The organism is Williamsia sp. D3 (assembly GCF_000506245.1).
GTDB lineage: Bacteria > Actinomycetota > Actinomycetes > Mycobacteriales > Mycobacteriaceae > Williamsia > Williamsia muralis.
Genome location: NZ_AYTE01000046.1, coordinates 13,251 through 39,463, shown reverse-complemented (window position 1 = coordinate 39,463; position 26,213 = coordinate 13,251). Strand labels below are relative to the sequence as shown.

Annotated in this window: 10 protein-coding genes and 1 pseudogene; all 11 read right to left on the bottom strand. The window is 60.6% G+C overall.

Annotation, left to right across the window (positions count from 1 at the left end):
- Positions 1-4: 4 nt before the first annotated feature.
- The 11 genes and pseudogenes from W823_RS52705 to W823_RS52660 all read right to left on the bottom strand — a co-directional run bounded on the left by W823_RS52705 (position 5) and on the right by W823_RS52660 (position 26,057).
- Positions 5-1,804: a DUF4012 domain-containing protein gene (locus W823_RS52705; RefSeq protein WP_023962228.1), complete on the bottom strand. Its 1,800-nt coding sequence runs from the start codon at positions 1,802-1,804 to the stop codon at positions 5-7.
- A complete protein-coding gene (locus W823_RS52700) occupies positions 1,801-5,397 on the bottom strand; it encodes a non-ribosomal peptide synthetase (RefSeq protein ID WP_023962226.1) in 3,597 nt (1,198 codons plus the stop codon). The genes W823_RS52705 and W823_RS52700 overlap by 4 nt, the downstream gene beginning before the upstream one ends.
- Positions 5,301-16,346 carry a non-ribosomal peptide synthetase gene (locus tag W823_RS59130; RefSeq protein ID WP_161634044.1) on the bottom strand — a complete coding sequence of 3,682 codons (11,046 nt, stop codon included), beginning with the start codon at positions 16,344-16,346 and terminating at the stop codon, positions 5,301-5,303. Before W823_RS59130 ends, W823_RS52700 begins: the two co-directional genes overlap by 97 nt.
- A gap of 113 nt (positions 16,347-16,459) precedes the next feature.
- Positions 16,460-17,938 (bottom strand): polysaccharide biosynthesis tyrosine autokinase, encoded by a 1,479-nt coding sequence (locus W823_RS56920; RefSeq protein WP_023962222.1) that lies wholly within the window; start codon positions 17,936-17,938, stop codon positions 16,460-16,462.
- A gap of 326 nt (positions 17,939-18,264) precedes the next feature.
- On the bottom strand, positions 18,265-19,347 hold the full coding sequence (locus W823_RS52685) for a hypothetical protein (RefSeq protein ID WP_152538173.1): 1,083 nt from the start codon (positions 19,345-19,347) through the stop codon (positions 18,265-18,267).
- 284 nt (positions 19,348-19,631) lie between these two features.
- Entirely contained in the window at positions 19,632-20,438 is an 807-nt protein-coding gene (locus W823_RS57535; RefSeq protein ID WP_152538172.1) for a glycosyltransferase, read from the bottom strand.
- A gap of 155 nt (positions 20,439-20,593) precedes the next feature.
- The gene (locus tag W823_RS57530; protein ID WP_081729915.1) at positions 20,594-22,450 is read right to left on the bottom strand and encodes a glycosyltransferase family 2 protein; all 1,857 of its coding nucleotides are present in this window, start codon (positions 22,448-22,450) and stop codon (positions 20,594-20,596) included.
- Positions 22,447-22,818 (bottom strand): annotated as a pseudogene (locus W823_RS59760) (glycosyltransferase family 4 protein); the annotation flags it as partial. The pseudogene W823_RS59760 and the gene W823_RS57530, both read right to left, overlap by 4 nt.
- Before the next feature lie 130 nt (positions 22,819-22,948).
- Entirely contained in the window at positions 22,949-23,608 is a 660-nt protein-coding gene (locus tag W823_RS52670; protein ID WP_023962209.1) for a hypothetical protein, read from the bottom strand.
- Positions 23,605-24,705, bottom strand: coding sequence for a glycosyltransferase (locus W823_RS52665; protein WP_023962207.1), 1,101 nt, complete (start codon positions 24,703-24,705; stop codon positions 23,605-23,607). Before W823_RS52665 ends, W823_RS52670 begins: the two co-directional genes overlap by 4 nt.
- Before the next feature lie 29 nt (positions 24,706-24,734).
- A complete protein-coding gene (locus tag W823_RS52660) occupies positions 24,735-26,057 on the bottom strand; it encodes a UDP-glucose/GDP-mannose dehydrogenase family protein (RefSeq protein WP_023962205.1) in 1,323 nt (440 codons plus the stop codon).
- Positions 26,058-26,213 lie beyond the last annotated feature (156 nt).

Genomic DNA, 26,213 nt, shown 5'->3' with positions numbered 1-26,213 from the left:
ACCATCAACGGCACTCGGGAACATCGACTCGCACCACCGGGTCGTCGACCAACGGTTGCACCGGAACCACCGCAGGTCCGGTGGCGCTGGTGGGTTCGGTGAATTGGAATTCCACCGTGACCGACTTGCCCGGCGGAATCATCACTTGCGAAAAGCTGACGGGATGCCCGAGCTCCGTCCCCGAAGAGAAGAAGTTGCTCTGTCCGTCCACCAGTACCGAGTTGAGCGTGGCGCCGGCGGTCCCGTCGATCTGCACTACCGCGATGTTGGTGCCGTTCGGAACATTCTGGACGTTGCCCAGGTGGCCGATCACGTACGGCGGCAACGTCATGTCTTCCACAGTGTTGGTCAATTTCACCTTGACGGTGCTCTCACGGGTATCGGCGTCACACTCGCCTGCGGTGTAGGTGATCTCGCGTTTGAGGTAGTAATCGATCTTGTTTCCGGCTGCGTTCTGCACCACCACATTGGCGTACGGGGATGTGGTTTCGGCTACCTGATGACCGAGATTGGTCGATTCCAGCAGCTTCTGTTCGTCGGGCGTCGAGCTGTAGATCATGATTCGTCGCTCATGAACCGCTTGGCCAAGTCCTTCGAGGATCTGTCCGGCATCGCCGCGCACCGACGACAGACTCGTCACTGCTGTGCGTGCGATCTCCTGTAGGTACGCCTTGCGTGCAGCATTGTCCCCGCCAAAGCGTTCGTATGACGTCGACAACGTGATGGGAACAACGTTCTCTGCGGTGATCTTCTCTCCGTCGGGCAGGGTGATCGGGCCGGTGCCCTTGAGGATGTAGCTCAACGCCACTGGATCAAGTGCAATCGCTCCGTCGAGTTGCTGACCACTTTGCTGCTGCCACATGTTCATCCAAATCTGGGCGGCGTAAGGAAAGTGGGCGCTGATATTGCTGTTTCGCGAATCGGTGTACGGCTTGTTGAAGCCGAACATCTGGTTGAACTCGGGGCCGAAGTTCGACGGCGTCCTCGGTGGCCGCAATTCGGCGTTTGTACCGATGTCTTCGACACTGACTTGACCGTCGCGCGCATTGACAATGCCGAACGCCCCCACCAGTCCACCGGTAGCCCGTGCCTCCGACGGTGTCTGGAAGGCGAGGAAGTAGGAGCGATCGCCGCCGGCACCCAGCATCGGCGGCAGGAGGCGAGCCGCGGTGTCGGTGCCTCGGACAAATCGCGCGGTCTCATCCGTCTGGTCGAACAATTCGGTTTTGGCGTCGCCGACCATGCCGAGCCAGCTGCTGTCTATGCCTCGTACGTCCTCGTTGATCGACTCTGCGCTGTCAGCGATTGGTGCAAGCTGTGCTTGCGCGTTGGCCAGCGCTCCGACGTTGATGCCGCTGTCAGTGTTGCGCAGCGAATCTGGGTTGATCACCTCGGATAGCTCCGCGGTGGGCACGAGGACATCGCTTGTCAGGTCGTGCACGGCATCGGTCATCTCCCGCACCGAGTCGAGCGGGCTTCCCAGCCAGGGCACCGCTGCGGCGACCGCCCACACCGGATTGTGGGACTTTGACGTCGCGCTCTCCGCCTTGTCATCGGCCGCCGCCGCCGCTGCGGTCGCTTTCGCAACGTCGCCGTCGAGGATCGCCTCGCGGGCTTGAGTCGCCTGGGACCGCGCAGCTTCGATGTCGTCCTTGACCTTCATGGCCAGGTAGCCGACGTAGATTCCTGCAGCCACGATGATCAACAACAGGAGCAGGATCGCGCCGACAATCCAGCGCCGACGACCACCGCGCCGTGGTTTGACTTCATCGTTGTCGCGTGGCGTCTCGCCGGCTACGGTCACCGTTTCCCCTTGTTGTGTATGAACATGTCGGGCATCAACAATGCCAACCGTTCGGCGATTTCGAGCATTGCGTTCGGATTTCCCAAATCTGCGTGATCGTAGCTGACCTTTTCGTACACCATCGGCGTGCCGGAGACTCGCTCCCATCGAGAGATCTGCTTGTTGTCTTGGGCCGCAAAATAGATCGCCGTGCCCACCTGTACGGGTTCGGGTCGATACGCCGCCGCGGCGTGCAGAAGGGTGGTCCGTCGACGCTGATAGTCGTCGAAGAGAACAGGGTCGATGCCACGCAGTGCTGTGGCGAGGACTGGGTCCAACGCGATCGCTGCTTCGACCGTCTCACTCGATTCATCCACAATTGGGTTGACGTCGAGCAATACCAGAAGTTCGACCTCTAGGCCTTGTCGCGACATCTGGGAGGCCATCTCGTGAGCAACGGTGCCTCCCAACGACCAGCCGAGAAGGCGGTACGGGCCCTCGGGTTGCACGGTCAGCACAGCGTCGATGTGACGTGCTGCCAGCTGCTCCAACGAGGCCATCGTCGGAGCGTTGGGGTCGGCTAAACCTGGCATCTGCAAACCGAATACGGCCACGGGTTCGACGGACTGCGCGAAGGCTCGGTAGTCGGCCGCGAGGCCACTGGCGGGATGCACGCACCAGATGGGCGGCACACCCACGTCAGCGGCGTCGGAGAGCGGCAATATCTGTCCGAGAGATTCCGACAGATCCCGGGCAGAGTCGATCGCCGCGGCAAGCATGGCCGGCGACGGGTGGTCGAACAAGGTCGCGACCGGCGCCGGTACACCGAGTCGTTCGGTGATCCCGCGAGCAATGTCCAGCAGTAGCAGCGAATTGCCGCCGGCATCGAAAAAACTGTCGTGCACGCCGATGTCATTGTGTCCGATGACGTCTCGGAATATCTCCACGACCGTCTTCTCGGTCGGCGTGCGCGGTTCTCCCCCGGCCGCGGCTTCCCTCACCGGCTGTGGCAATGCATCGGTGTCGAGCTTGCCTGCCGGAGTTCTGGGCAGCGAGTCGACGATCGTGATGGTGGACGGAATCATGTGATGCGGAAGCACCCGTTCGCATCGGTCACGCAGTTGACGGACGATCGCATCAGCTTGGTCAGCAACCACATAGGAAGCGAGTTCCCGCCGGCCGGCAGCACCGAGCACCAGGGTGACCGCCTGTTGTGCCCCGGCCGCCATCAACACCGAATCAATTTCGGACAGTTCCACGCGCTGCCCGCGGATCTTGACCTGTCTATCTGTCCGACCGAGGTATTCGATTCCGAGCGGAGTACGCCGTACGAGGTCGCCGGTGCGATAGAGGCGGCTGCCGTGCCGATCGGCGACGAAGCGGGACGCGGTCAGTTTCGCATTTCGCCAATATCCTTGCGCGAGAGCGGGGCCACCGAGGTAGAGCTCGCCGGCGACGCCGTCGGGAACCAGACGTAGATGCGTGTCGAGGACCACGGCGGTGACGTCGTCGAGTGGCGACCCGATCAGTACCGGACCATCGAGGTCACAGCGGAAAATCGTCGCGCACATCGACGCTTCGGTCGGACCATATCCGTTCAGCAGTTGGCGGCCGCGGGCCCACCGTGATGCCAGATCTGGGCTCAGCGGTTCTCCACCGACAACAATGCCTCGCACATTGGCCAAACGCTGTTCATCGAGTGTCGCCAAGACAGTCGGCGTGGAGAACATCCAGGTGATGTTTCGCGCGGCCAGTTGTTCAGTGGCCGACTGTCCGGCAACCGCTGCTGCATCGATGATTTCGAGCGTGGCACCGGGACCGACGGCCAGCAAGATCTCGAAGAGCGAAGCGTCGAAGCTGACACTGGTGGCATGGGCGACGCGGTCGTCCGGGCCGATGTACAGAACGGTGCCGTCCGTGAACTTCGACAATCCACGGTGTGTCACAGCAACGCCGTTGGGAGCGCCGGTGGTTCCAGAGGTGAACAGCAGGTACGCCGGGGCGTCAGGAGGCACAACGGCGTAGTCGGTGCGCGTGACCGGTCCGATAGGCTGCGGCATCAGCGTGTCTGTCGACAACACTGTGGTGACCCTGCTGGTCTCGAGCATGCGGTTGATTCGAGCTGTGGGATATCCGGGGTCGATCGGCACATACACCGCACCAACCCTGACGATCGCCCACAGCGCGACCACCGATTCCACCGATCGGTGGATCATCATCGCCACGCTGTCGCCCGAACGAACGCCGGTGGCCACCAGCGTCTCGGCGACCACCGCAGCCCAATCATCGAGTTCCCGGTAGGTCAACGTCCGTGAGTCGTCCGTGACGGCGATCCCGCCCGGGTTCGCAGTCACGGCGGACTCGAAGATTTGACCGAGTGTCCGCACAGTCGCGCCAGTGGCGGCGGTTCCTATCTGTGGCTGCAGGAAGGATCGAATGTCGAAGTGATCGAGGGACATCGGTGCGCTGGCGGACACCAGATCAAGTGCTGCGTGGAAGAGTTGGGCGAACTGTTCAATCTGCGCGGAATCGAACAGCGCCGTCCCATAGGTGAACGTCACCGCAAGTCCCCCAGGCTCGCGTACGGCCGTCACCTGCAGATCGAACTCGCTGTCTGGACTTGGCAGCCCGACATTACTAGCGCTCTGCCCGGCAGCGAACGACAACGCGACCTGGACGAGCGGATGCCTGCCGGGGTCGCGTGGCGGGTCGACCTCTGCAACCACCTCATCGAAGGGAACGAGTGCATTCTCAAGCGCAGCGACGTCGGCATCGCGCACGGCGTTGACGAGATCGTGTGAGGTCATACCAGTTCGGAGGACCGTCCTGAGCACCACAGTGGAGACGAACATGCCGACCATGTCCGCGACGTCGATGTGCCGACGCATCGACGCAGGTGTGCCTATGGCGACGTCATCGGTGCCACTCTGGATCGACAGCGCCAGAGCAAGTGCTGCGTGGACTACATGGAACTCGGTCACCGACAGGCGCTCGAGGATTGTCGAAATCCGTTCGAATACAGCAGAATCGACATCGGTCGTCATCGACGCGGTCGCGAGTGAGCGCACACGCGGCCGGTGAGGTGTGAGGTCGAGAACACCGGGATACCCGGCCAGCGTATGCGTCCAGAACTGCAGCTGTTCCTCTCGCACTTCGGCATTCACGGCCGCCTGCCATCGGGCGACCTGTGGGAACTCAACAGTGAGCGGTCGCAACTGTTCACCTCGCAGCAGCGCGGTGAGGTCAGCCGCGATCACCTGCGCCGAGTCGCCGTCCACACCGATGTGATGAACAACGAACAGCACACCGCGTGCATCTGGGTGATGGAACACCACCACGCGAACCGGTGGTTCGGTGTGCAGATCGAATGGGGCAGTGACCTCGTCGAATGTCACCCGTGCCGCATTTTCGTCCTCGGTCACGTGCCAAATTCGGGGCCTGAAGTCTTCGTGCACCACCTGTCGCGGACCAGCAGGCGTCGCTGGGTAGCTGGTTCGCAGCGGCGCGTGGCGACGAATCAGGGTCTCGATGGCGGGCACGATGGCGGCGTTGTCGGCCTCAGGCGGCACCGGAACATAGATCGGAACGGTGTAGAGAGACGATCCGGCGAGCATCTCGTGGACGTACCAGAGTCGACGTTGGTTGGGCGCCAACGGGATATCGCCCTCATCGGAGAATGAGCCCAGAGCCGGAAGCACCCGGCGGTCTTCACGGGGCAGCTTCTCGAGAAGCTGAGCAAGCCACGTGGAGTTGGTTGTTCGAAAAAAAACGCGCGCACCGGAATTCGTCGGCCGAGTTGTTCCTCGAGTGCAGCTGCCACCCGAGTCGCGAGCAGCGAATCGCCACCCGCAACGAAGAAGTCGTCGTCCACACCGATCGCGTCAACCGAGAGGTGCTCGCGGAAGGTCCGGACGATGATGTGCTCGAGCTCGGTGGTCGGCTGACCCCCGATCTGGGAGTCCCAGTCGGGAGCCGGCAGCCTCGATGTATCGAGTTTGCCGGCGCCGGTGCGGGGCAATTCATCGACCACAACGATGCGGGCGGGAATCATCACGCTCGGCAATGTAGCCGCGCAGTGTGCACGCAGTCGCCGCACATCGTCATCGGCGACACCGACGACGTACGAGACGAGCACTGACCCGGTGGGTCGTTCGATCACCACCGTCGCCGCGTATTTTGCACCGGCGCTCATGAGGACGAGATCGATCTCGGCGGGCTCGATTCGTTGTCCTCGGATCTTGACCTGATGATCGATCCTGCCGAGATACTGCAGACCCTCGCTTCTTCGACGCACGAGATCTCCGGTGCGATACCACCGCCGGCCACCTGGTCCTGCGACGAAACGTGTTGCGGTCAGCGGGTTGTCATTGAAGTAGCCTTGTGCCAGCGCTGGTCCGCCGAGGTAGAGCTCACCGGCGACACCGTCCGGGACCTGACGCAGATGAGTGTCCAAGACCTCTGCCACTACATCTTCGAGCGGGTTGCCGATGAGTATGGGGGCGCCTGGGGTCAGCTCGTGCACGGTGACGCACATCGTGGTTTCGGTCGGACCGTACCCGTTGATCAATCTCCGTCCAGGCGACCACCGACGCACGAGTTCACCGGTGCACGCCTCGCCACCGATGACGATGTCTCGCAGGTCGGGCAACTGGTTCTCGTCGAGTGTTGCCAGCACCGAGGGGGTGGCGAACATCCAGGTGGCATGGCGCGTGGCGAGTTCCGCAGTGGCGCCAGGACCACCGCTGACGTCAGGATCGACGATTGACAGCGTGGCGCCCGGCCCCACGGCCAGCAGCATCTCGAAGATCGAGGCGTCGAAGCTGATATTGGCCGCGTGAGCGACCCGATCGTCATGGTGAATGTCGAACACACTGCCGTCGGTGAACTTCTCCATCCCCCTATGGGTCAGTGCCACGGGGTTCGGCTGACCCAAGGTGCCCGACGTGAACAGGATGGCAACCGAGTCGTCGAGCGAAGACGTCGACCTGGACCGGATCTCCGTGTCGAGCAAGACGTCGGTCGAAATGTTCGGCACGGCGCCTTCACGAATCACGAGGTCGGCATCGGCGCGCCGGAGCATCTGTTCAACGCGGTCGGGTGGATAGTGCGGGTCGATGGGGACATACACCGCACCGGCTTTCACCGCTCCCCAGAACATCGCCACCGATTGCTTTGATCGAGGCAAGACCACCGCGACACGGCCACCACGCGGAACGCCGTTGCTCCGCAGATGGGTGGCGATGCGCGACGTCCACAGGTCCAGCTCCCGGTAAGTCATGGAACCCGACGGTGAGTCGATCGCGACCGCAGACGGATGTGCGCGCACCGTGGATGCGAAGATCTCGCTCAGAGTGCGCCGGGAAGGATTCGTCGGCTCAGAAGTCTCCCGGCGCTCCGCGCCCAAACGCAGATCGATCCGGTCCAGAAGCACCGGCGCGGGTGTGGCGATCGACTCCAGGGCCAGCTCCCACCGTTTACCGATGGTCTCGATGGTTGCCGCGTCGAAAAGATCCGTGGCATAGGTGAAGACCGCACGCAGACCATCACCCGAATTGCCCACCGTCAGCTGCAGGTCGAACTCGCTCGCGGGGCTTCCGATCACTCCGGCCAACTCCGAACCCATCGCGGAGACCGCAGCGCTGTCGGCCAAGTACGACAACGCGACCTGCACCAGGGGGTGGCGACCCGGATCACGAGGCGGATCGACAAGCGCAACCACATCGTCAAAAGGCACCAATGCGTTGTCCAGTGCGTCAAGGTCAGTGCGCCGCACCAGATGTAAAAGTTCGTCGGTGCTCATGCCCGGCTCGATCACCGTGCGAAGAACGATGGTCGAGACGAACATTCCGACCATGTCAGACGTCTCCACGTGCTGACGGAGCGATCCGGGCGTGCCGATCGCTATGTCGTCGGTGCCCGCCTGAATCGACAACGCCATGACGAAAGCAGCATGAACAACGTGGAACTCGGTGACATTCAGGCGCGCACTCACTGCCGCCACCTGCCCGGCAGTCATCGGGCTGATCTCCAGCGAATGCGAAGCCGTCACCGTTGTCCGCTCAAGGGGCCGGTTCGCGGTGAGATCGAGGACCCCTGGGTATCCCGCGAGCTGCCGAGCCCAGAACGCCTGCTGTCGCTCTCCGACCCGCGCCTGGGCAGCCAGTTGCCATGCAGTGACTTGTGCGTAGTCGACTACCAAAGGCGGTGATCGGACTCCGTCGAGAGCGCGTGTCAGATCTTGCGAAAGGATTCGCGCGGAGCTGCCGTCCACGGCGATGTGGTGCGCAACGACGAGCAGCGCGCGATTTCCCGATGAGTCCGACAAGAGCGACCAACGGATCGGCGGCGCAGCCTGCAGATCAAACCGGGTCGAAAGTTGTTCGTTGGCAATATCTTCGGGTTCGACCCCGCCGATGGTCACCTCATGTACAACGACGTCATAGTCTTGGTGGACCCGTTGCACGGGGCCACTCGGCGACGTGGGATAGCTCGTTCGCAGTGGCGCGTGCCGGTCCACTACGTACTGAACGGCCGCGCGCACATCGGCGTCGTTGATGCCATCGGGAACCGGCACCAAGATCGGAACAAGGTATATCGACGTCTCGGGCTCGAGTTGCTGCACCACCCACAGCCGCCGCTGGGTCGGTGCCAACGGCAAAGGATCCGGGACATCCACCGCGCCGAGGCCCGTCAGCGGTGGGAGCATGCTCGCCACGTTGTCGGCTTCGACGCTCAGCGCGGCCGCCAGAGCCAGCGGACTCGGAGCATCGAACAACAACCGCACGGGAACGGTGTGCCCCAGCCGTTGACCGAGCAGCGCCGTCACCTGGGTGGCCGACAGCGACGTGCCACCGAGGGAGAAGAAGTCGTCACCAATCCGGACCTCGTCGGTCGCCACCCCGAGGGTTGATGCCATCGCATCGGCGACCTCGAGGGCAAGGCTGCGGTCGACGGTCGGGCTCGCGAGCGCCGCTCTGTGAGTGGTCGCCGGAGCGTCGGTCTGCGCTATACCGGGGGCGGCAAACGGAACATCGGCGTCGGTGGCCGCGGCGCTCAGCATGTCTACAAGTGCGTGCAGTAACCCGAGCACGTAAGCACCGTCGACGTTCTCGGAATGGATCATCGTGACTGTGAACGGTTGACCTGGACGATGTGACAGCAGCACTTCGAGATCGAACTTGGCCCCCACCAAGGCATCTGGACGACCAAGCAGTTCGACATCGACCCCCGGAATCTTCAGCTCCGCACCGGGGTCGAGCATCGACGCGTAGTCCTGGTCCACGAGCAGCACTGAGATAAGCGGATCGGCCGCACCGTGGTGTTCTGGGCGCACGGCGCGGGCGACCGCGTCGTAGGGCACATCGCCATGACTGGCGGCAGCAAGGGCGACGTCGCGAACCTCGCGAAGCACCTGCCGTACGGTGAACGATTTGCTCGTCCGCGTTCGCAGAGCAATTGTATTCACGAACATGCCGACCACAGGCTCCCAGGCCGGGTGCGGGCGTCCGAGCACCGGCGACCCGATCACCACGTCGTCGCGCCCAGTGGCGTAACCCATCAAAACCGCGAGTGCGGCGTGGGCGACGTGAAAGACAGTCGCCGATTCCTCGGCACCTAGCGACGTCAGGCCTTCGATCACGTAGTCACCGATGGTCTTTTGATGCCTACCACCCGACCGCCGGGGACCGGTACCAGAGGGAAGAGCGATGGGCTCGCCTGCCCCGTCCAGCGTGGTTTGCCAGAACTCGAGCTGGCGGTGGTAGCGGCTCGTCGGATCGTCCGGTTCGCCGAGCCAATCGAGCTGCCACAGGGTGTAGTCACCGTAGGTAAGTTCCGCAGGAGCAACACGGCCGGGACCATACTGATAGATCTGCACCAAATCGGCCAGCAGGGTGCGCATCGACCAGCCGTCGATGGCCACGTGATGCATCACCATCAACAACAGCCATTCGTTCCGTCCGGCGATCTCGACCACTTCGGCGCGAAACGCCGGGGCGGTGGTCAGGTCGAAAGGTGCTGACACCAGCTCCCTTTCAAGGTCAGCAAGTTGATCGGGGGCGATGCTCGTGAAGGCAGTCATCTCGACGGCTTCGGGCGAGAGCACGCGTTGGTAGGGCCCGGCGGGTGTCTCGGGGTAGACGGTGCGCAGCGACTCGTGCCGCCGGGCGAGTTCGGTGACTGCGGTCAGCAAAGCATCGACGTCGAGCGACCCGTTGATGCGTAGGGCCACCGGCACCGTGTACGCGGTCGACTCAGGATCGAGCCGGTTGAGGATCCACATCCTTCTCTGAGAGTAGGAAAGCGGTAGGTCGACAGCGTCTGGACGATGCACCGGAACAATTGCCTCGTTGGTCGGCACCAACTCGTCGATCATCGAGGCGACCTCGACTACGGTGCGCGCTTCGAACAAGTGGCGCACCACAACCGCACGTCCGGTGTGCTCGGTCAATCGGCTCACGGCCCGCGTGGCCGACAGCGACGTTCCACCGAGTTCGAAGAAGTCTGTATGCAGACCGATCTTTTCGACGCCAACACCGACTACGTCTGCGAAGACCTTCGCGACCATCAGCTCGGTGGGGGTTCCCGGCGAACGCATTGCTCTGTTGACCGACTCTGGACGCGGAAGCGCGTGCCGATCGACTTTGCCATTGACCGTCACCGGGAACTCGTCGATCACTATCACCGACGACGGAACCAGTCGTTGTGGCAGTAGCGCTTTCAACTGCTTGCGAAGTGTGCCGGACTCAATCTCGACGTCACGCTCGGCGGTGACCCACGTGGCCAGGACGTGCTCTCCGGCGGAGTTCTTGATCACGCCGGTGTAGGCGCCTCGCACACCATCGAGTGCCAAGAGCGCAGCGTTGATCTCGGCGGGTTCCAGGCGCATACCGCGAAGTTTGATCTGATCGTCGACGCGACCGTGGATGACGATCCGGCCATCGCCGCGGCGGTGTACGAGGTCACCAGTGCGGTACAAGCGTTCCCCAGCAACCGAATAGGGGTTCGCGACGAACCGGAGCGATGTTGAAACGCTGTCGCCCACATAGCCTCGAGCCAAGCCCGGTGTTGCGAGGTACAGCTCGCCGATCGTGTCAGGCGGTACCGGCCGTAAATGGCTGTCGAGGATCAGGGTGGACACCCCGGACAACCCGACGCCTATGGTGATCGGAGTTGTCGGATCGACCGGCGCGTCACCGGTCGCAGCCACCGTCGTTTCCGTAGGCCCGTAGAAGTTCACCAGCCGGGTGCGTGTTGCCCACTGCTCAGCAAGGTTGTGTGACAGTGCTTCTCCCCCGACGATCACGCATTCCAATCCCGGGACGGTGGTCGCGCTGATGGTGGCGAGCACTGACGGGGTGGAGAAAAACACCGTGATGGCGCGGTCGATCAGTATGTCCCGAAGCTCTGTGCCGGCGACGATGCCGGGTGGGCAGATGACAACAGTAGCTCCCGCCATCATCGTGGGAATCAACTCGATGAGGTGGGCGTCGAAGGTGAGGTTGTAGTTGTGCAGCACCCGACTGTCGGGGCGCAGGCCAACGCGCTCGACAACGTCGTTCGCGAAGGGGGCCACACCTCGGTGGGTGATCATTACGCCCTTGGGCGTGCCGGTGGTGCCAGACGTGAAAGTCACGTAGGCCACGTCGTCAATGTTCCCACGCCGGGTGCGCTCGTCTACCGAAAACGGTTCGCCGGCAGCTGCAGAGAGAGACTCGACGGAGACATCTAACCATTCGATGTCGATTCCTCCGGCCGCGATGCCGGGTCCTCGGATGCCGAGGAGCACCCCCGCGGTCTCGGTGATGAGCGCGTTGCGGGCTGACGGATCGTTCGGGTTCAACTGAAGGAACGCTGCGCCGCACTTCACCACCGCCCACATCGCAACAACCGACACCGCGGATCGACCGGTCAGAATGGCAACGCTGTCACCGGGTCCTGCACCGCGATTGATCAGCGCGCGAGCCAAAGCGGAGCTCGCACCATCCAGGTCGCGGTATCGCAGCGAGAGACCCAACTCCTGGTCTTCGAGTGCGACCGAGTCAGCGAAGGTCCGCACCGACCGGGCAATCAGGTCGTACATCGACTCGACATGTGCCGTGGTCGGTGCAGGCGCGACGTTCTGTGTTCCGACAAAGTGTTCATACAAGGGCAGTTCGGGGGCGTGGACGGCATTCGCCAGCAGGTCGACGACGCTGCTCAGCAGCGCCTGCGCGCGATCGGTATCGGTCACTCCGGTAGGAAAACTCAGCCGAAACTCGTATGCGTCTTCCCCTGCTTCGCGAACCAGCGAGAAGTCGAGGCCGAATCGCGCCGGGGGCAGCGGAACGTAGGCGCCGGGCGGGACAGTATCGGCGTCGATGTCTGCGAGAAAGACATCGAACAGCTGGGCGTCAGTGGCGTCACGGTGGGGGTCGACGATGTACGCCAACTGCGACGGTGACAGGTCGGCATGCGCAAAAGCGTCGAGGTCGCGCCCGGTGACATCGGCGACGAGAGCGTTGAAGGATTGTTCGATGTCGACGCGGGTGCGCAGCGGGACTGTCCGTGCGAACATTCCGACCACATCAGCGACTTCTGCGGTGCGGCCCGAAGTTGCAGTTCCGATGACGATGTCAGGGTTGCCACTTTGCCGGCTCAGAACAGCAGCGAGAGCTGAATGAATCGTGATGAACGGGGTGGTTCGTGACCTGGCGGCGAACTTTGTAAGCGCCCCGTACAGATCTGAGTCGAGGGTGACGGCGACGCTGTTGGTGCCGCGCACCCCCGATATGCGCGGCTGCACGCCGGGAAGCCGCAGTGGCGACGGCGGGTCGATGAACACTGTCTGCCAGAAGCGTTCGAGTTCGGTTGCCGCACCCGCGCCGATATCTCGGTGCCAGAGGGCGTAATCGGGGTACCCGATGATGGCGGAGTCATCTCGATCGTCGCCGGCGAGGTAGTGGGCGAGGTCGCTTTGGATGATGTGCACTGATCGACCGTCGGCCGCGATGTGATGAACGACGATCCCGAGCCACAGCTCGCCGTTCACATCGAACAGGGCTATGCGCCACGGCAGCTCGCTTGCCAAATCGAGCGGCCTACCGAGTTTTCCCATTGCGTCAGGCAGATTGCCGACCGGGGTCGGGCTGAGATCGTTTGTGACATCACCCGGTTCCGTGACGGATTGGTACGGACCGGCGTCGTCGTGCGGGAAATATGTACGTAGTGCTTCATGTCTGCGCACAATCCACGTGATAGCCGCCGGCAGCTCTTCCGCCACCGCGGCATCGATGCGAATGGCCGCCGACAAGTTGTAGCTGGTATCGGCCGGGTCGAGCTGCCATCGCAGCCACAGTGCTACCTGCTGTGGCGTCAACGGGATCCGCTGAATGCCGCTCTGCCGCGGAACGAGAGCGGGGCCCGTTTGCGGCCCTGCCACGGGTGCTTGGCGTAATTGATCGGCAACGGCGACCAGGTCTGGCGCTTCCACGAGCGATCGGACAGACACCGGATGGCCGGTACGCCGTCCCAGTGCCAACGAAACATTCATTGCGCCAAGTGAATTGACGCCGGAGGCGAAGATGCCCACCGCGGGATCAACAGTGGTGGAGTCCACGCCGAGTTCCTCTGCGACAGCGCTCACGACTGTGGCAAGGACCGGGTCGAGGTCAACTGGCGTGGTGACGTGATGGCGTTCACCAGCGGGCAGCGCAGCGGTGTCGACCTTGCCAGAGGGGGTGAGGGGAAATTCCGCCAAGGCCATCAAGTGGTCGGGGACCTCGAAGGCGGGAAGGACAGTGGCACACCATCTGCGAACGGCGTCCAGGTCCATGTCGGTGCCGCGAACAAAGCCGGTGAGCACACCACCGCCGGTTCCGCCGGAATCACGAACAACAGCAACAGCATCGGTGACACCTGGTGCTGATCGCAGAGCTGCGGCCACCCCGTCGAGCTCCACGCGGTAGCCGCGTAGTTGCACCTGATTGTCTGCGCGGCCACGATACTCGAGGTTTCCGTCGTGCGTTCTCCGGACCACATCGCCGGTCCGATACCACCGGCTACCGTCGGCGGCGGCGACAAAACGGGCTGCGGTGAGTGCGCCGTTATCCCAATATCCTTGCGCGATCTGCTCGCCCATGACGTACATCTCGCCCCAGACCCCAACAGGACTGGGGCGCAACCACTGATCGAATACCTCGATGTGCAGTCCGCCGAGGGGTTGTCCGATCAAGGAGCGGCCGCCGGGTCCACCGACCCGCTGCGCGGTGACGTGCACTGTCGCCTCGGTCAGCCCATACATATTGGTGAGCGCAACTCGATCGCCGTATCGGCCGAACCACGTCTGCAGTGAGTTTGGATGCAGTGCTTCCCCACCGAATACGATGTGACGCAACGATTCGGGAGCATTTGATTCGGCCGCGACCTCGGCAAGTGGAATGAAGGCGGACGGCGTCTGCGACAACACCGTTACGTTGCCCGCCACCAACGACTGCCACAGCCGATGAGGATCGCGAACTGTCTCGCTGTCGATCAGAAGTACGCCGGCGCCGGCAGTCCAAGCTGCAAAGATCTCGAAGATCGAGAAGTCGAATGCTGTGGAATGCGTGCAGCTGAAGATGTCGCCGGCACCCGGCTCATAGATGCTGGCGCACGCGTCCAGCATCGCGCGGACCGACCGATGGCTGACGGCAACACCTTTGGGCCGTCCCGTGGAGCCCGACGTGTAGATGATGTAGGCCAGATCGTCCTTCTTCATGCGACCTGGCAGCCACGAGGACTGCGGATAGTCGACGTCTACGCGGACTCGCTCCACTCTCGGATCGGCAAGGTGCGCGGTTTCCTCGGTGACCAGCACCATGCTGGGTGCACTGTCTTCGAGGATCATCGAGACACGAGCCGCCGGGTAGTCCGGGTCGACGGGGACAAATGCGGCACCCGCCATCAAAACCGCCAGCTGTGCGATGAGAGTGCGGTCACTCCGCGGCACCACTACGGCTACCCGGGTGCCGGGGCCGGCTCCCCGCGTCTGCAGTTCCGCAGCGATGGCCATTGCGCGGGCTACGAGTTGGCGGTAGTCGGTGGTGTTCGAGCCAGAGACGATCGCCGGATGAACGGGGTATCGGTCCGCCATGGCCAGCACACGATCGACGACGGTGTGCGGCTCCGAGTGGGATTGCGTCGACGCCTGATGTGGACGGTTCTCGCGGCGAGGTGGTGCGGCAGACCCGTTGGCAGCCTGGGTTGAGCCTACGAGCGGCAAGGCGGAGATCACCGAGTCGGGTTCGTGTGCAAGCGCATCCACAAACGTGCCCATCATGGCGAGCAGTTGCTGATGGATGTCTTCGACTTCGGGGCGGGTGTACCGATTCGGATTGGCCTGAATGTCGAAGCGCAGGTTCTCAGGGGCGATGGCACCTGAGTAGTACAGGCTGAAGGCGATGTCTTCGACTGGGCCTGTGGTCAGCACGTGGAATGTGCCGACACAGTCGCCGAAGTTCATCGTCCGGTCGAACAGCATGAGGTTGATCGGTGGACCGCCGTAACCGGCCAGGCTCAGAACGCTTCCGTTGGGTCGGCGTGTGGCAGTGTCGAGCCGGATGTCTTCAAATCGGTAGCGCTGGTGCCGAAGGGCACCGATGAGCGCGGCCTGTGTGGTTGCCAGTGCGTCGCCGACGGTGGTATCTGAGCTCACCCGGGTCCGCAGTGGAAGCACATTGCTGACGGGCAAGGGTGTGTCTCGCAGCGCCGCGGTTGTACGCGCTGCGACAGGAAGACTCAGGGTGACGTCGTCGATATTGCGCAATCGCGCGACATATGCGGCGATCGCCGCTGTCGCCACGGCAGGCAACGTGGTTCGTCGGGACGCCTCGACTGCCTTGATCTGTTCGCTCGTGGGCAGCGGTAATGCACCGGTGATGCGATGGCTCACCGGGTGCGGCGGTCCCGGGCGCAGTGCCAAAACCGTAGCTTTTTCCAGACCGTCGAGCTCGCCAAGCCAATATTCTCGGTCGGTGTGGAACCGTCGGGAGTTGCGGTAGTCGGCGTCGGCTCGGTCGGGCACGGACAGGTCTGGCCGGGGCGGAAGCGGATCTACCCGACCGGCCTGGAGTGCGGTGTATCGGGCCGCCTGTTTGTTGCGTAGCGACGTGGCCGACGCGCCGTCCCAACTGAGGTGGTGACCGCGCTCGTAAAAGAAGTGGCGATCATCAGCTATCTGGAAGAGGACGGCCTCGGCGGTCCTGTCCCGGGTCGGATCGGTTGGACGGGTGTAGTCGTCCTCCATCCACTTCAGTGCTTTGGCAATGGGGTCTGCCTCGGCCCGCAGGTCGAAGTAATGCGGACGATCGCGCAGTGAGTGATCGATGAGCATGACGGGGCCATCGGCGGTGTGCTCGTACCGGGTGAAGAGCATCTGTTGCCAGTGGCCGAGTTCCACGCCGGTAGACATGAACAACTCATGGTCAAGCGGGCCACGCAGGTCCATGTACTGCGCAACGTTGACCGCTATTCCCGGCTGGGTCTCTTGAACGAGCCATAGAGCGAGCTGGGCGCGGGTCAGTGGTTGGCGTAAGTCCTCGCCCATCACTCGCCCCCACGTTTCCGGGCGACCTGTGCGAAACATGACGATCTGGCCGCCTGCGCCTCCCACAGTGCAGACCGCACCCGAACTACCGCCCCTGCAGGGTGTTCGATGACCTACCCTTCCGCGTTGGGATCGAGCACGGTCTCGATGGCCTTGTGTTTGGGCTTCCTACGGAACCGACTGAAGGGACCGCTCTTCGTTTCGGGGGTGGCGGCGTAGGTGTAGCCGTATTTGTAGGCGCCACCGCGGGTGGGAACGTCGGTGAGAATTAGACCGATCAAGGTGGACTGGACCGCGTCGAGTTGTTCGATACTCGAGGCGATGTTCGGCAATCGAGTCTGATTGGCGCGGGCCACCAGCAGTACTCCGTCAGCCCACCGCGCGATCACCGCGGCATCGGTAACCGGCAGCAGGGGTGGAGTATCGATGATGACGTAATCGAAGTGGGCTGAGAGCTCTTCGATGCCCTCACCAGCACGTTTTGAGCCGAGCAACTCAGCCGGGTTCGGAGGCTTTGGTCCCGAGGCGAGTACCCAGAAGTTCTCGACATCCGTGGGCTGCAGCAGGTCATTCATGCCGCCGTCACCCTTGAGGTAGTTGGTGAAACCAACGTCGCCCATGCGGCCGGTCCGATGATTCACCTGAGGCCGGCGAAGATCAGCGTCAACCAGCACAACCCGTTGCCCGGTCTCGGCAAGCGCTGCTGCAAGGTTGATGGCGGTTGTGGTCTTGCCCTCAGCCTCCAGTGCACTGGTGACGATGATCCGGCGGAATGGTCGATCAACGCTGGTGAACGAGAGATTCGTCCGCAGTTTGCGATATGACTCTGCAGCCAGGGTTGCTCCTGAACTGAAGTCGATCAGTCCGCGTTCTTTAAGAAGTCCGTCGCTGGGCACCGAAGCCAACACGGGCGCGTCGGTAGCACCCCCCATGTCAGCCTCGTCCCGAACTCTGTTGTTGAAGCGATTGTAGACAAGCACTGCCCCCAGCCCGACTAACAAACCCAGCGCCAGCGCCAATGCGGTATTCCGCTCGGTACGTGGCGCGATCGCGGTCTCAGACTGACTCGCCGGCGTCACCACGGTGACCTTCGCTAGGGGAGCGCCCCCGCCACTCGGTGCTTCGAGCCGACTTACATAGGCAGTCATCGATTCAGCTACTGCGTTAGCGAGTTTCGCGGCCGTCGCGCGATCTGTACTTTCCGCAGAAATGTTGAGCAATACCGTTTCCGGCGTCGTGGTAGCACTCAACGCTTCCTTCGCACTACTCATGGATAGACCCATGGGGACATCCTTGAGAGCTGCGCCAACGACCGCATCCGAGTCAACAAGCTTTGTGTATGACATAACGCGCTGCTCCGACGCCAGCGAACCCTGGTAAGCAGTTTGGGCACTGTTTTCGCTGCCGGACGTCACATAGAGCGTCGCAGTCGACTGGTAAACGGGCTTCTGCAGGATGCTGTACATCACGCTCACCGCACCGAAAATTAGGGTCACCGCTAGTATGGTGATCCACCCTCGTTTAATGGCTCGCACGGCGGATCGCAGCGAATCCTTCCCCGCGTCCTGGAAGTCTTGGCTTGTTTCAGTCATTTGTTCACTTCCCGTGGTTGCCGAGCATTCGCTCAGTCGTAGACGTCACTAGCGGTTTCTGCGGTGGGACGTCCAAGCTAAATATCAAAAGGCCCTGCCCCTCGTGCCGCTCCCAGTGCCGCCAGGCCCAACATCGAGCACCCTGTGAGGATTATGCAGCAAGAAACCAATTTCCGCGCCGTCAGACCCTGCAGCCCCACCTCCTGAGGCAACCCGCACTCGCCATCGCATGAGTCCCATCACCACCGCGCTTCCTAGCTAGACGTACTGAGCAAACCGAACGATTGAGCCGTCGAAGAGAACCCAATCGGAAGAACCATAATCCACTAGTAAAAGTACTGACCGACCCAAATGATAGCCACTACCAGAAGTGCCCCAAACATCAGCACGAAAGCGGCCCGGCTTCGAAGCATAAAAAGGAACATCACACCAGTTAGAGCATCAAGACCCGCGTAGGCCGCAACCAACATTTCGGCATTAAACTCAGAGGACGACGCAGACATGACCGCGAGAAGAGAAACTAACGAAACCGCTCCGATGGAAAGGCGCGAAGTACTGGCGGGCAAAAATCTGAAGGCCATCCTCTGAGCGACCGCGGCGGTTGTTGCAACAAGAACCCATACGGAACCAAGAAGCGCTAGCGACACTTGCAGCCCTTCAAGCGGCAAAGCCAGGGCAGTGACTAGGACACCTATCGGAAAGAGGAAGCACCAGAGGACGAGGATAAATTTGTTAGCCGCTGCGGCATCTTTAGTCGACTGATTGATGAAACGCGGAATAAGCGCGTTAACGAATATTGATGAGAATGCGCCTACGAACTTACTCGCTACGCTGACAACCGTAAGCGTCGCTGCAGGCAGCAATACCGCAGTAGATTGAATTACTACCAGAGCGAGTTGGCCAGATCCCGCTCGAAAAAAGAACCACACAAACGTGGCCTTGGTCGCGGGTAGGAGGTCTTCACCGCCGCGTATCGCCGATGCTCCTACTTCTAGTCGTACCATCGCAAGGTAGAGGCCAACGTTGCCAACGAATAGCGCGGCGATCATAAAAGTCACAACTTGCACAGCGCTGCCCAAAGGTAAGGCCAAAACAAACACGGCGAGAACGTTCGACGGCAGTGCGACGGCGCACATCCATCGCGGCTCACCAACAGCCTCAGAAAGCACCGCACGATGCCACACTAGCGCTTGCGCAGCGGCATTCCCTGCACTGGCTATTGCGATTGGCAAAATTACAGAGACGGGCCGGTCATTCAGGGCAAACCATGTGGCTCCTATTGCAACCGTAACGACGGACATCACCGGCGTCACGGCTGCGATGCGTGTCACACCCGGCCCGCCAATCCTCGAATTATTTAAGAGCATCGGGTACATCACGCCGACGATAAGCGTGAGCGTCGGTAACATACCCAACGTCCACAAGTAAAAGTAGGCGTCGGTCGCGTTATTTGCGCCGGTTCGCCAGAGTAGTAACGCCAGCTGTATGAGCCCGACTGCCTGCGATGATAAGGATAAAAGCGGCCCCTGCACTGCTGCGCGACCACCTAAAACGCGTGAGCGCCTTCCAACCTCGCAGACTTTTGCCTTCAACTTGACAGATCTCGGTTCTTCGGGACCCGACAGCAAATCGCGATGGGCGGCCGCGGCGTGCCGGCCGTACGCGTGAGCGTCTACTCTGCCTTCCCTAGTCATTAGAGATCGTAGCCAAAAACGTCAAACGCCGATCGAAGGCGCACGACATATCCGTTGAGACTGAATTTCAGCATCCAATATTCGCGAATGCGATCGCGCTCAGCCGACATCGCCGTAGCGGTGTCTATGAGTGTTGACAAGTGATCCGCAACTGGATCAACAACTCGAACAAAATTGCCGTCAATATACCCGCCGACGCCCTGGACCGGGGTTGTCACTACCGGGAGACCGCATTCGAGGGCGCCAACTAAAACCATGTGACCAGCAGATCGACTGGAGTCGACCAAAGGAATAAACACTACGTCCGCTTGACTCATTCGCCGCCCGAACTCAGGCTGACTCACACGGCCTAACCATTCAATGCTGGCTACCACGCCGTCCCACCGAGCTGGCCCAGTCCCGTCGGCGATTACCAATTGCACCCGGGTCACATCTCGACGAATCTCTGATATCAGACGATCCACGACAGCTAGGTCTCTGTCCGACGTTCCCCCGATGAAAATCCTCGGGCCGTCGGCTTGAACTTCGGCCGGAGGATAGCCGAAGGTGTTCCCGTACAGAACTGATGTCGCCCGACCGCCGTCTGAACACCACGCCTGGGCCTCAGAGTCGACGAGACACACCACCGGCCGGTTGCCTATGGCCTTCCTGAGAATTTGCCAACTGCGGGATCCAGGAACCGCGTAGATACCGGTAACTACGAAGTCTGAAAAGCCAAGCAGCCTGACTGCAACCGCAATCCATGGATTCGCACAGATCAAAGATGCTCTTCTCACCGTGAGTCGAGCCTTCATCGCCACAATCATCGCGTCGAGTCCAAGACCCAGAATTCGGCTGCCGCGGCGCCTTCCCAAAGGGGCGGCCTGGGAGAATCTCACCTCACCGGCGACTTTGCCGGCAGATCGCCACACGCGATCCGAGTGCGCCGATGACCTGCCGAGCGCAACTAGGTACGAGGGCTTCACCTACGACCTCCCACGTTCAGCCAACGAGACCAAGAATCGTTCGACCTACGAGCGAAGTCACTGTAAGCCTCAGCAATTACGTTCGCTTCTGCAGCCATGCCGAATTCGATGGCCCGGACCCAGTCGTCAGGGCCGTCACTTCCCGCGAGGAGCGGTGAACCGTGTCCGAGCAGACCCACCAAACTCGATTGTGCGGGGCCCACCACAGCAGTTCCGACCTCAAGACAACGTATGGCCACACCGCTTTGGTAGAAACGCCGGTACGGGATCAAGACGACGTCAGCAGAAGCCAACACGCCGTCTACGTCAGATTCGACAACAAAGTCTGGGCTCACACGCCAACCCGCAACTGCGGGCCAGCCCTTACCGACGACTTCAAGGTCATACTTGCCGCCCAGGCGCTGAGCAATCTGGACGAGCAGTTCGGTATCGCGATCCGCCTTATATTGTCCGAAGACCCGAATTACGCGACGGTTATCCTGACGGCGGCCCAGTCTCCCAATGGTGTCCGAAGCTGGATATGTTGGATGTTCGAGAAAGTATGCCGCATGCCCAGTAAGACGAAAGACTGAATCTCCCGCCACTTCGCTATGGACAACAAGATTGCTGGTGCCAAAACGACGTGCAAACCACAGCGCCCATTTTCCGTTACCTACCGAGCGCACCAGCGGTTCAGGATCATGTACCACCAGCCAGCTTGCCGATCCTCCTAGGAAGCGAACCAATACGGTGTCGAGAGCGCCAAGCGCCGGCCAGACGAAGAGAATCTTCGATGAGGGCTTTGTCACGCGCGCGCGGACCAGCGTGGCGTAAGTGCGAACCAACCAGCTCAGTCGGCCATATTCCGCATGAGAGGGTTCACTAAGCTCCATAACCGTACAAGCCGCGCCGACCGTCGACAATTGCCTCCGTGAAACTGCACTATAATGGTGCAACATCGCACCGACTGGGTTCACGATTCTCACAGAGGTCGGTAAAACTGCTCGTTCGAGCCGCCTTCCGGAGATCCAACCGCTGAATAGATCTTTCGTGTCGCCGTGTGCACCCCCTTTGGTAGCCCTGGAGAGTACCCGACGCACGATCTCATAAGGCACTGCAAAAGCCGCACTGAATCTAGTCCCATTAAGATCCTGATATATTTGCATATTACGGGCCAGATAATAATCCGGGATACCCGAAGAGCTCTGAGACACAATCGCCTGGGGGACCCAAATTGTCTCTTTGCTGAGTCTTTTCAACCTTTGGTGGAGGTCAACTTCCTCCATATACATGAAGTACGTCTCGTTTATCGGATGTTCGAGTAGGTCCGCAGCGCGGTAAAGAACGAATGCCCCGTCGACCCATTCACACTTCTGCGGCTTTAAGGCGACAGTATCTCGAACAAATCCGTGCATTGTGTGCCGCGGCAACCGTAGATACTTGGTCAAGTAACCTCCGGCCGACCAGACAATCTGGCGGGATTCGCCGACAACGAGTGTGGGGCCCGCTACGCTCGCAGATGGATTCTCTTCTAGAGCCGCAACAAGGAGCTCCACAGCCCCCACGTCGGGCAACACTTCGTGGGTAGCTACGAGAACATAGTCCGCAGTCGAATTGCGCTCCGCATGGAACCGAACACCAGCGTTGCAAGCGGCCCCGTATCCTCTATTCTCGTCAAATAGTACATGAACCCCGGGATGAAGAAGTGCGAGAAGTTCGTCTCGACGATCGGGTTCCATGCTGTTATCAACCACGCAAATGTTCCCGCTGCGGATGCCGCTTGAAACGAGTGCTGCAACCGTAGACCCGATTGTTTCGTAGCTACGATAGTGAACAACAACCGCTGACAATCGGTTATCAATGGGGACAGTCATATCCTTGCCCCTGACGCAGAAGATCGAACTTCGCGCTCCGCAGCGTTCAACCAACGGTCGGCGGCGATCCGTCCAGCTATCGCCGGAATACTTGAGCGAACGGCCGCGGGTTCGAGCGGGTGAGCCATCGCATCCAGGAGCGCTTGAGCGAACTCTTCGGGCTCAACTGGGCTAGGCACGACTCGGTGCCCGTTCTGTCGAAGCCAGTCAGCGAGGGACGTCTCGTCCGTGGTCACAACAGTCTTTCCGTAAGCCAATGCTTCCGTGATTGGAAGACCTACCTGCTCACGCCACCGTCCGAATCGCACCGATGGCGCAACGAGGACCGTCGATCTTCCAATCTCGCGCACCGCCTCGTCATGGGGAAGCCTGCCCCTGTATCTCCGTCGCGAGGGATTTCCGAAACACCAGTCTCAACGAGCTGAGAAAGGGATCCGTCGCCAACTATCGACAGTTGGCCGATGGTGGTTTGTTTCTCAACGAGGTCCCATGCCGCGGTCAACAGATGGATGCCCTTCCGCGCTCGACGACGCCGACAAAAACGACCTGAACGTCTGTCGCACTCCTCTCGGCACTAACCCGATCGATCCGTTCCGCCGACGGAAGGGGCTCGAACACCGCTGATTCAATTCGACCGACGAGAGGCAGTCGTTCATAGCCACGTTGAGCACCGCGGCCTCCGTACGCAATCCTTGAGTAGCAAGCCCAGATACAGACGCCGACGCCAGCACGAACGACAGATGCGAACCAGGCTGGCACCTGCCTCATCCCAAAGGCAACCTGCTCGAAGTCATTGTTCTCGATCGCATAGGCCACTACCGGTCTCCTCGCCCGTCGCCGAAGATTTGCCAACTTCCACAACGCTGAGAGCACCAGGCTGTAGGGCAAATATCTCACCCACAGCGGCTCTGGTAACTCCAACACGGCCTCTTTCGCCTCAAATGTCCGCCTACATGCTGCGACAATGCTGGTGCGGGCCATCGACTGTGGGATTGCGGTGCCCGCCAGGTCCGGATTCTCCGCGAAATACAACGTCACGCCGTCGGTCAGCCGGCTATTCCGCTTGACATGGTCGCTGCGCAAAACAGGAATGATGCGCAAAACAGGGACGGCACCCACTTCCGGTTCAGCCCGGCGGGCAATTCCGCGAAGTCTCATGCGCGCACGCCAATAGCCGACCTCGCAGCCGCCTCGTAGGATGCGCATACTGCGTCCCACGAGTAGAAGGATGCAGCGCGCTCTCGGGCGGCGACCCTCAACGAGCGCAGCCGATTGTCATCAGAAAGAGCCAACTCAATCGCTTCACGGATGCTTTCGGAATCGGGGCGTGTAAACGAGCCCGCGTCACCTAGAACTTCCCGGTTATACGGCGTGTCTCGCGCGACTATCGGTGCACCGCAGGCCATCGCTTGGACCAGCGCTGGGTTGGTACCACCGACGCTGTGACCGTGAAAATACACACCAGCATGTTGCCAGAGACCGAACAACTTCTGGTCGTCGTTGATATGGCCATACCATTTCACGTTCGAGTTTTTCGCGGCGAGACCCTCGACAGCCTCTTCCAAAGGTCCCCCGTACCCAGACGATCCGACAATCACTACTACGCTATTATCCGAGAGGGACTCAGCAGCTGCCAAAAACTCCGGAACAGTGTTCTCGGGAACAAACCGCGCAACCATTAAAATATACTTACCAGCGGGCAGACCATCCGGTGGTGGCAACTCGCTGTGTACGGTCCCGCCGTAGGGGATATACTTCCCCTCTCGACCGAAGTTCTGAGCCCAGTAGTCTTTGATTACAACGGAGTCGCAGATAATAGACGACGAATACTTCGCGGTCATTCTTGCGCCTAAGCGAAATACGCTACGGGCCAATCTTCCCCATTTTGCGCGTTCCCACTCGATTCCGTCTACATTAACAATTGCCGGTATATCTTTCGCTCGAAGGAATGGCAACCAGTAGCCGTTGGCGACGTTCATAATCAAGGCCACATCGGGGCGGATTTTACGTGCATCAAGAGCAGATGTCAGGCCGTAAGACAAAGTGCTTAGCGATTTGGTTTCCAGACCACGCGTCACCCTGACAACCACTGATTCCTCTGTAGAGGCATCCGCGTCCCGTGTCCTGCCATAAACAACCACGTCCCAGCCACATTCGACCATGTACGGGACAAGCTGCCTAACCAATGTCTCGAATCCGCCGTAAAAACTCGGGTAACCGCGAGTACCAAGTATCGCAACCGTTGGTCGGCTCATAGAAAATCCCTTCGTCTCGCGCGTGTGGACTATCTGCCACCGACCCCAGTGAAGATCCAACCCTCGGACCGCCAGTCGTGTGGATTTAAACAGTTCCGGCCATCAATTATGTTCTTTGCACGAACGACCATCTCTAAATCCCCCGGCTTCAGCTCAATGAACTCTTGCCATTCCGTAAGTACCAGCACAACGTCCGAGCCAGAACAGGCCTCTATGGCCGATTCGCAGTAGGTTAGGGTTGGGAAGTTTTTTCTCGAGTTTTCCATCGCTTTGGGATCAAAGACGCTTACTGATGCACCCTGCAGCTGAATCTGGCCGGCAACATTCAGCGCCGGCGAATCTCGGACGTCGTCTGAATCCGGTTTGAATGCTGCACCGAGCACGGCAACCTGAGCTCCAAGAAGTGAACCTCCACACGAGGTACGCGCGGTCTCAACCATTATAGAACGGCGACGCATGTTAATAGAGTCGACCTCGCGAAGGAAGGTCAGTGCCTCGTTGGCACCCAATTCACCAGCACGCGCCATAAAGGCACGGATGTCCTTCGGAAGGCAGCCTCCACCGAAGCCGATTCCTGCGTTCAAGAACTTTCGGCCTATTCGCTCGTCATAGCCCAAGGCATCGGCGAGTTGAGTGACGTCGGCGCCAGCGACCTCGCAGACCTCGGAGACTGCGTTGATGAACGATATCTTCGTGGCAAGAAATGCATTCGCGGCCGTCTTGACAAGCTCCGCAGTTGCAAGATTAGTAGTGATGAAGGGAATGCCTGCAGCGATTTGCGGCGCGTAGATTTCCCTCGCAATTGACTCTGCATGCCCGTGCATCGAGTCCGCAAACCCGACAACAATTCGATCAGGTCGCAGGGTATCCTCAATGGCCCTCCCCTCGCGTAAGAATTCTGGATTCCAGGCTACCTCAAGTACCGAACCTTCCGGTGACAAATTGTGCGCTCGCGCCGCTAGTCGTTCCGCCGTACCGACAGGCACGGTCGACTTGCCGAAGATCACCGAGGATCCAGTAATTAAGGGTGCAAGTCGTTCGACCACAGCGTCGACGTACTTGATGTCCGCGGCGTACTCGCCCTTCTTCTGGGGAGTGCCAACCGCAAGAAAATACACATTCGCAAAGTCTGCGGCTTCTTCGTACGAATCTGAGAACCTTAAGCGTCCCGAATGAATATTGGATTGCAGCAGCCGCTCCAGACCAGGTTCATAAAAAGGAACTTCACCTTCGCGAAGCCTTGCAATCTTCGAAGGGTCAACGTCCACACCGAGGACTTCGTGACCTAGCTCCGCCATACAGGCAGCGTGTGTGGCGCCGAGGTACCCCGTGCCGAAAATGCTGACTCGCAAACTTCCTCCAAGCTAATATTGGACAGAGCACAGAATCAAGAATAGACAAGTCTATTTTTGGTAGATAAAACAGCCCGGAGAACAATAAATACTGCTTCGTTATCGCCCCTCGAGCTCTACCCAATAGCCCACACTACTGGCAGTACGAATCGTGCT

Coding starts and splice junctions, on each gene's coding strand:
- W823_RS52700 (WP_023962226.1), bottom strand. CDS start 5,397: ATGCTCGCCGGATCGTCTCTCTACACCGTTCCGATCTATGTTCCGGTG.
- W823_RS59130 (WP_161634044.1), bottom strand. CDS start 16,346: ATGGGCGAGGACTTACGCCAACCACTGACCCGCGCCCAGCTCGCTCTA.
- W823_RS56920 (WP_023962222.1), bottom strand. CDS start 17,938: ATGACTGAAACAAGCCAAGACTTCCAGGACGCGGGGAAGGATTCGCTG.
- W823_RS52685 (WP_152538173.1), bottom strand. CDS start 19,347: ATGTTACCGACGCTCACGCTTATCGTCGGCGTGATGTACCCGATGCTC.
- W823_RS57535 (WP_152538172.1), bottom strand. CDS start 20,438: ATGATTGTGGCGATGAAGGCTCGACTCACGGTGAGAAGAGCATCTTTG.
- W823_RS57530 (WP_081729915.1), bottom strand. CDS start 22,450: ATGACTGTCCCCATTGATAACCGATTGTCAGCGGTTGTTGTTCACTAT.
- W823_RS52670 (WP_023962209.1), bottom strand. CDS start 23,608: ATGAGACTTCGCGGAATTGCCCGCCGGGCTGAACCGGAAGTGGGTGCC.
- W823_RS52665 (WP_023962207.1), bottom strand. CDS start 24,705: ATGAGCCGACCAACGGTTGCGATACTTGGTACTCGCGGTTACCCGAGT.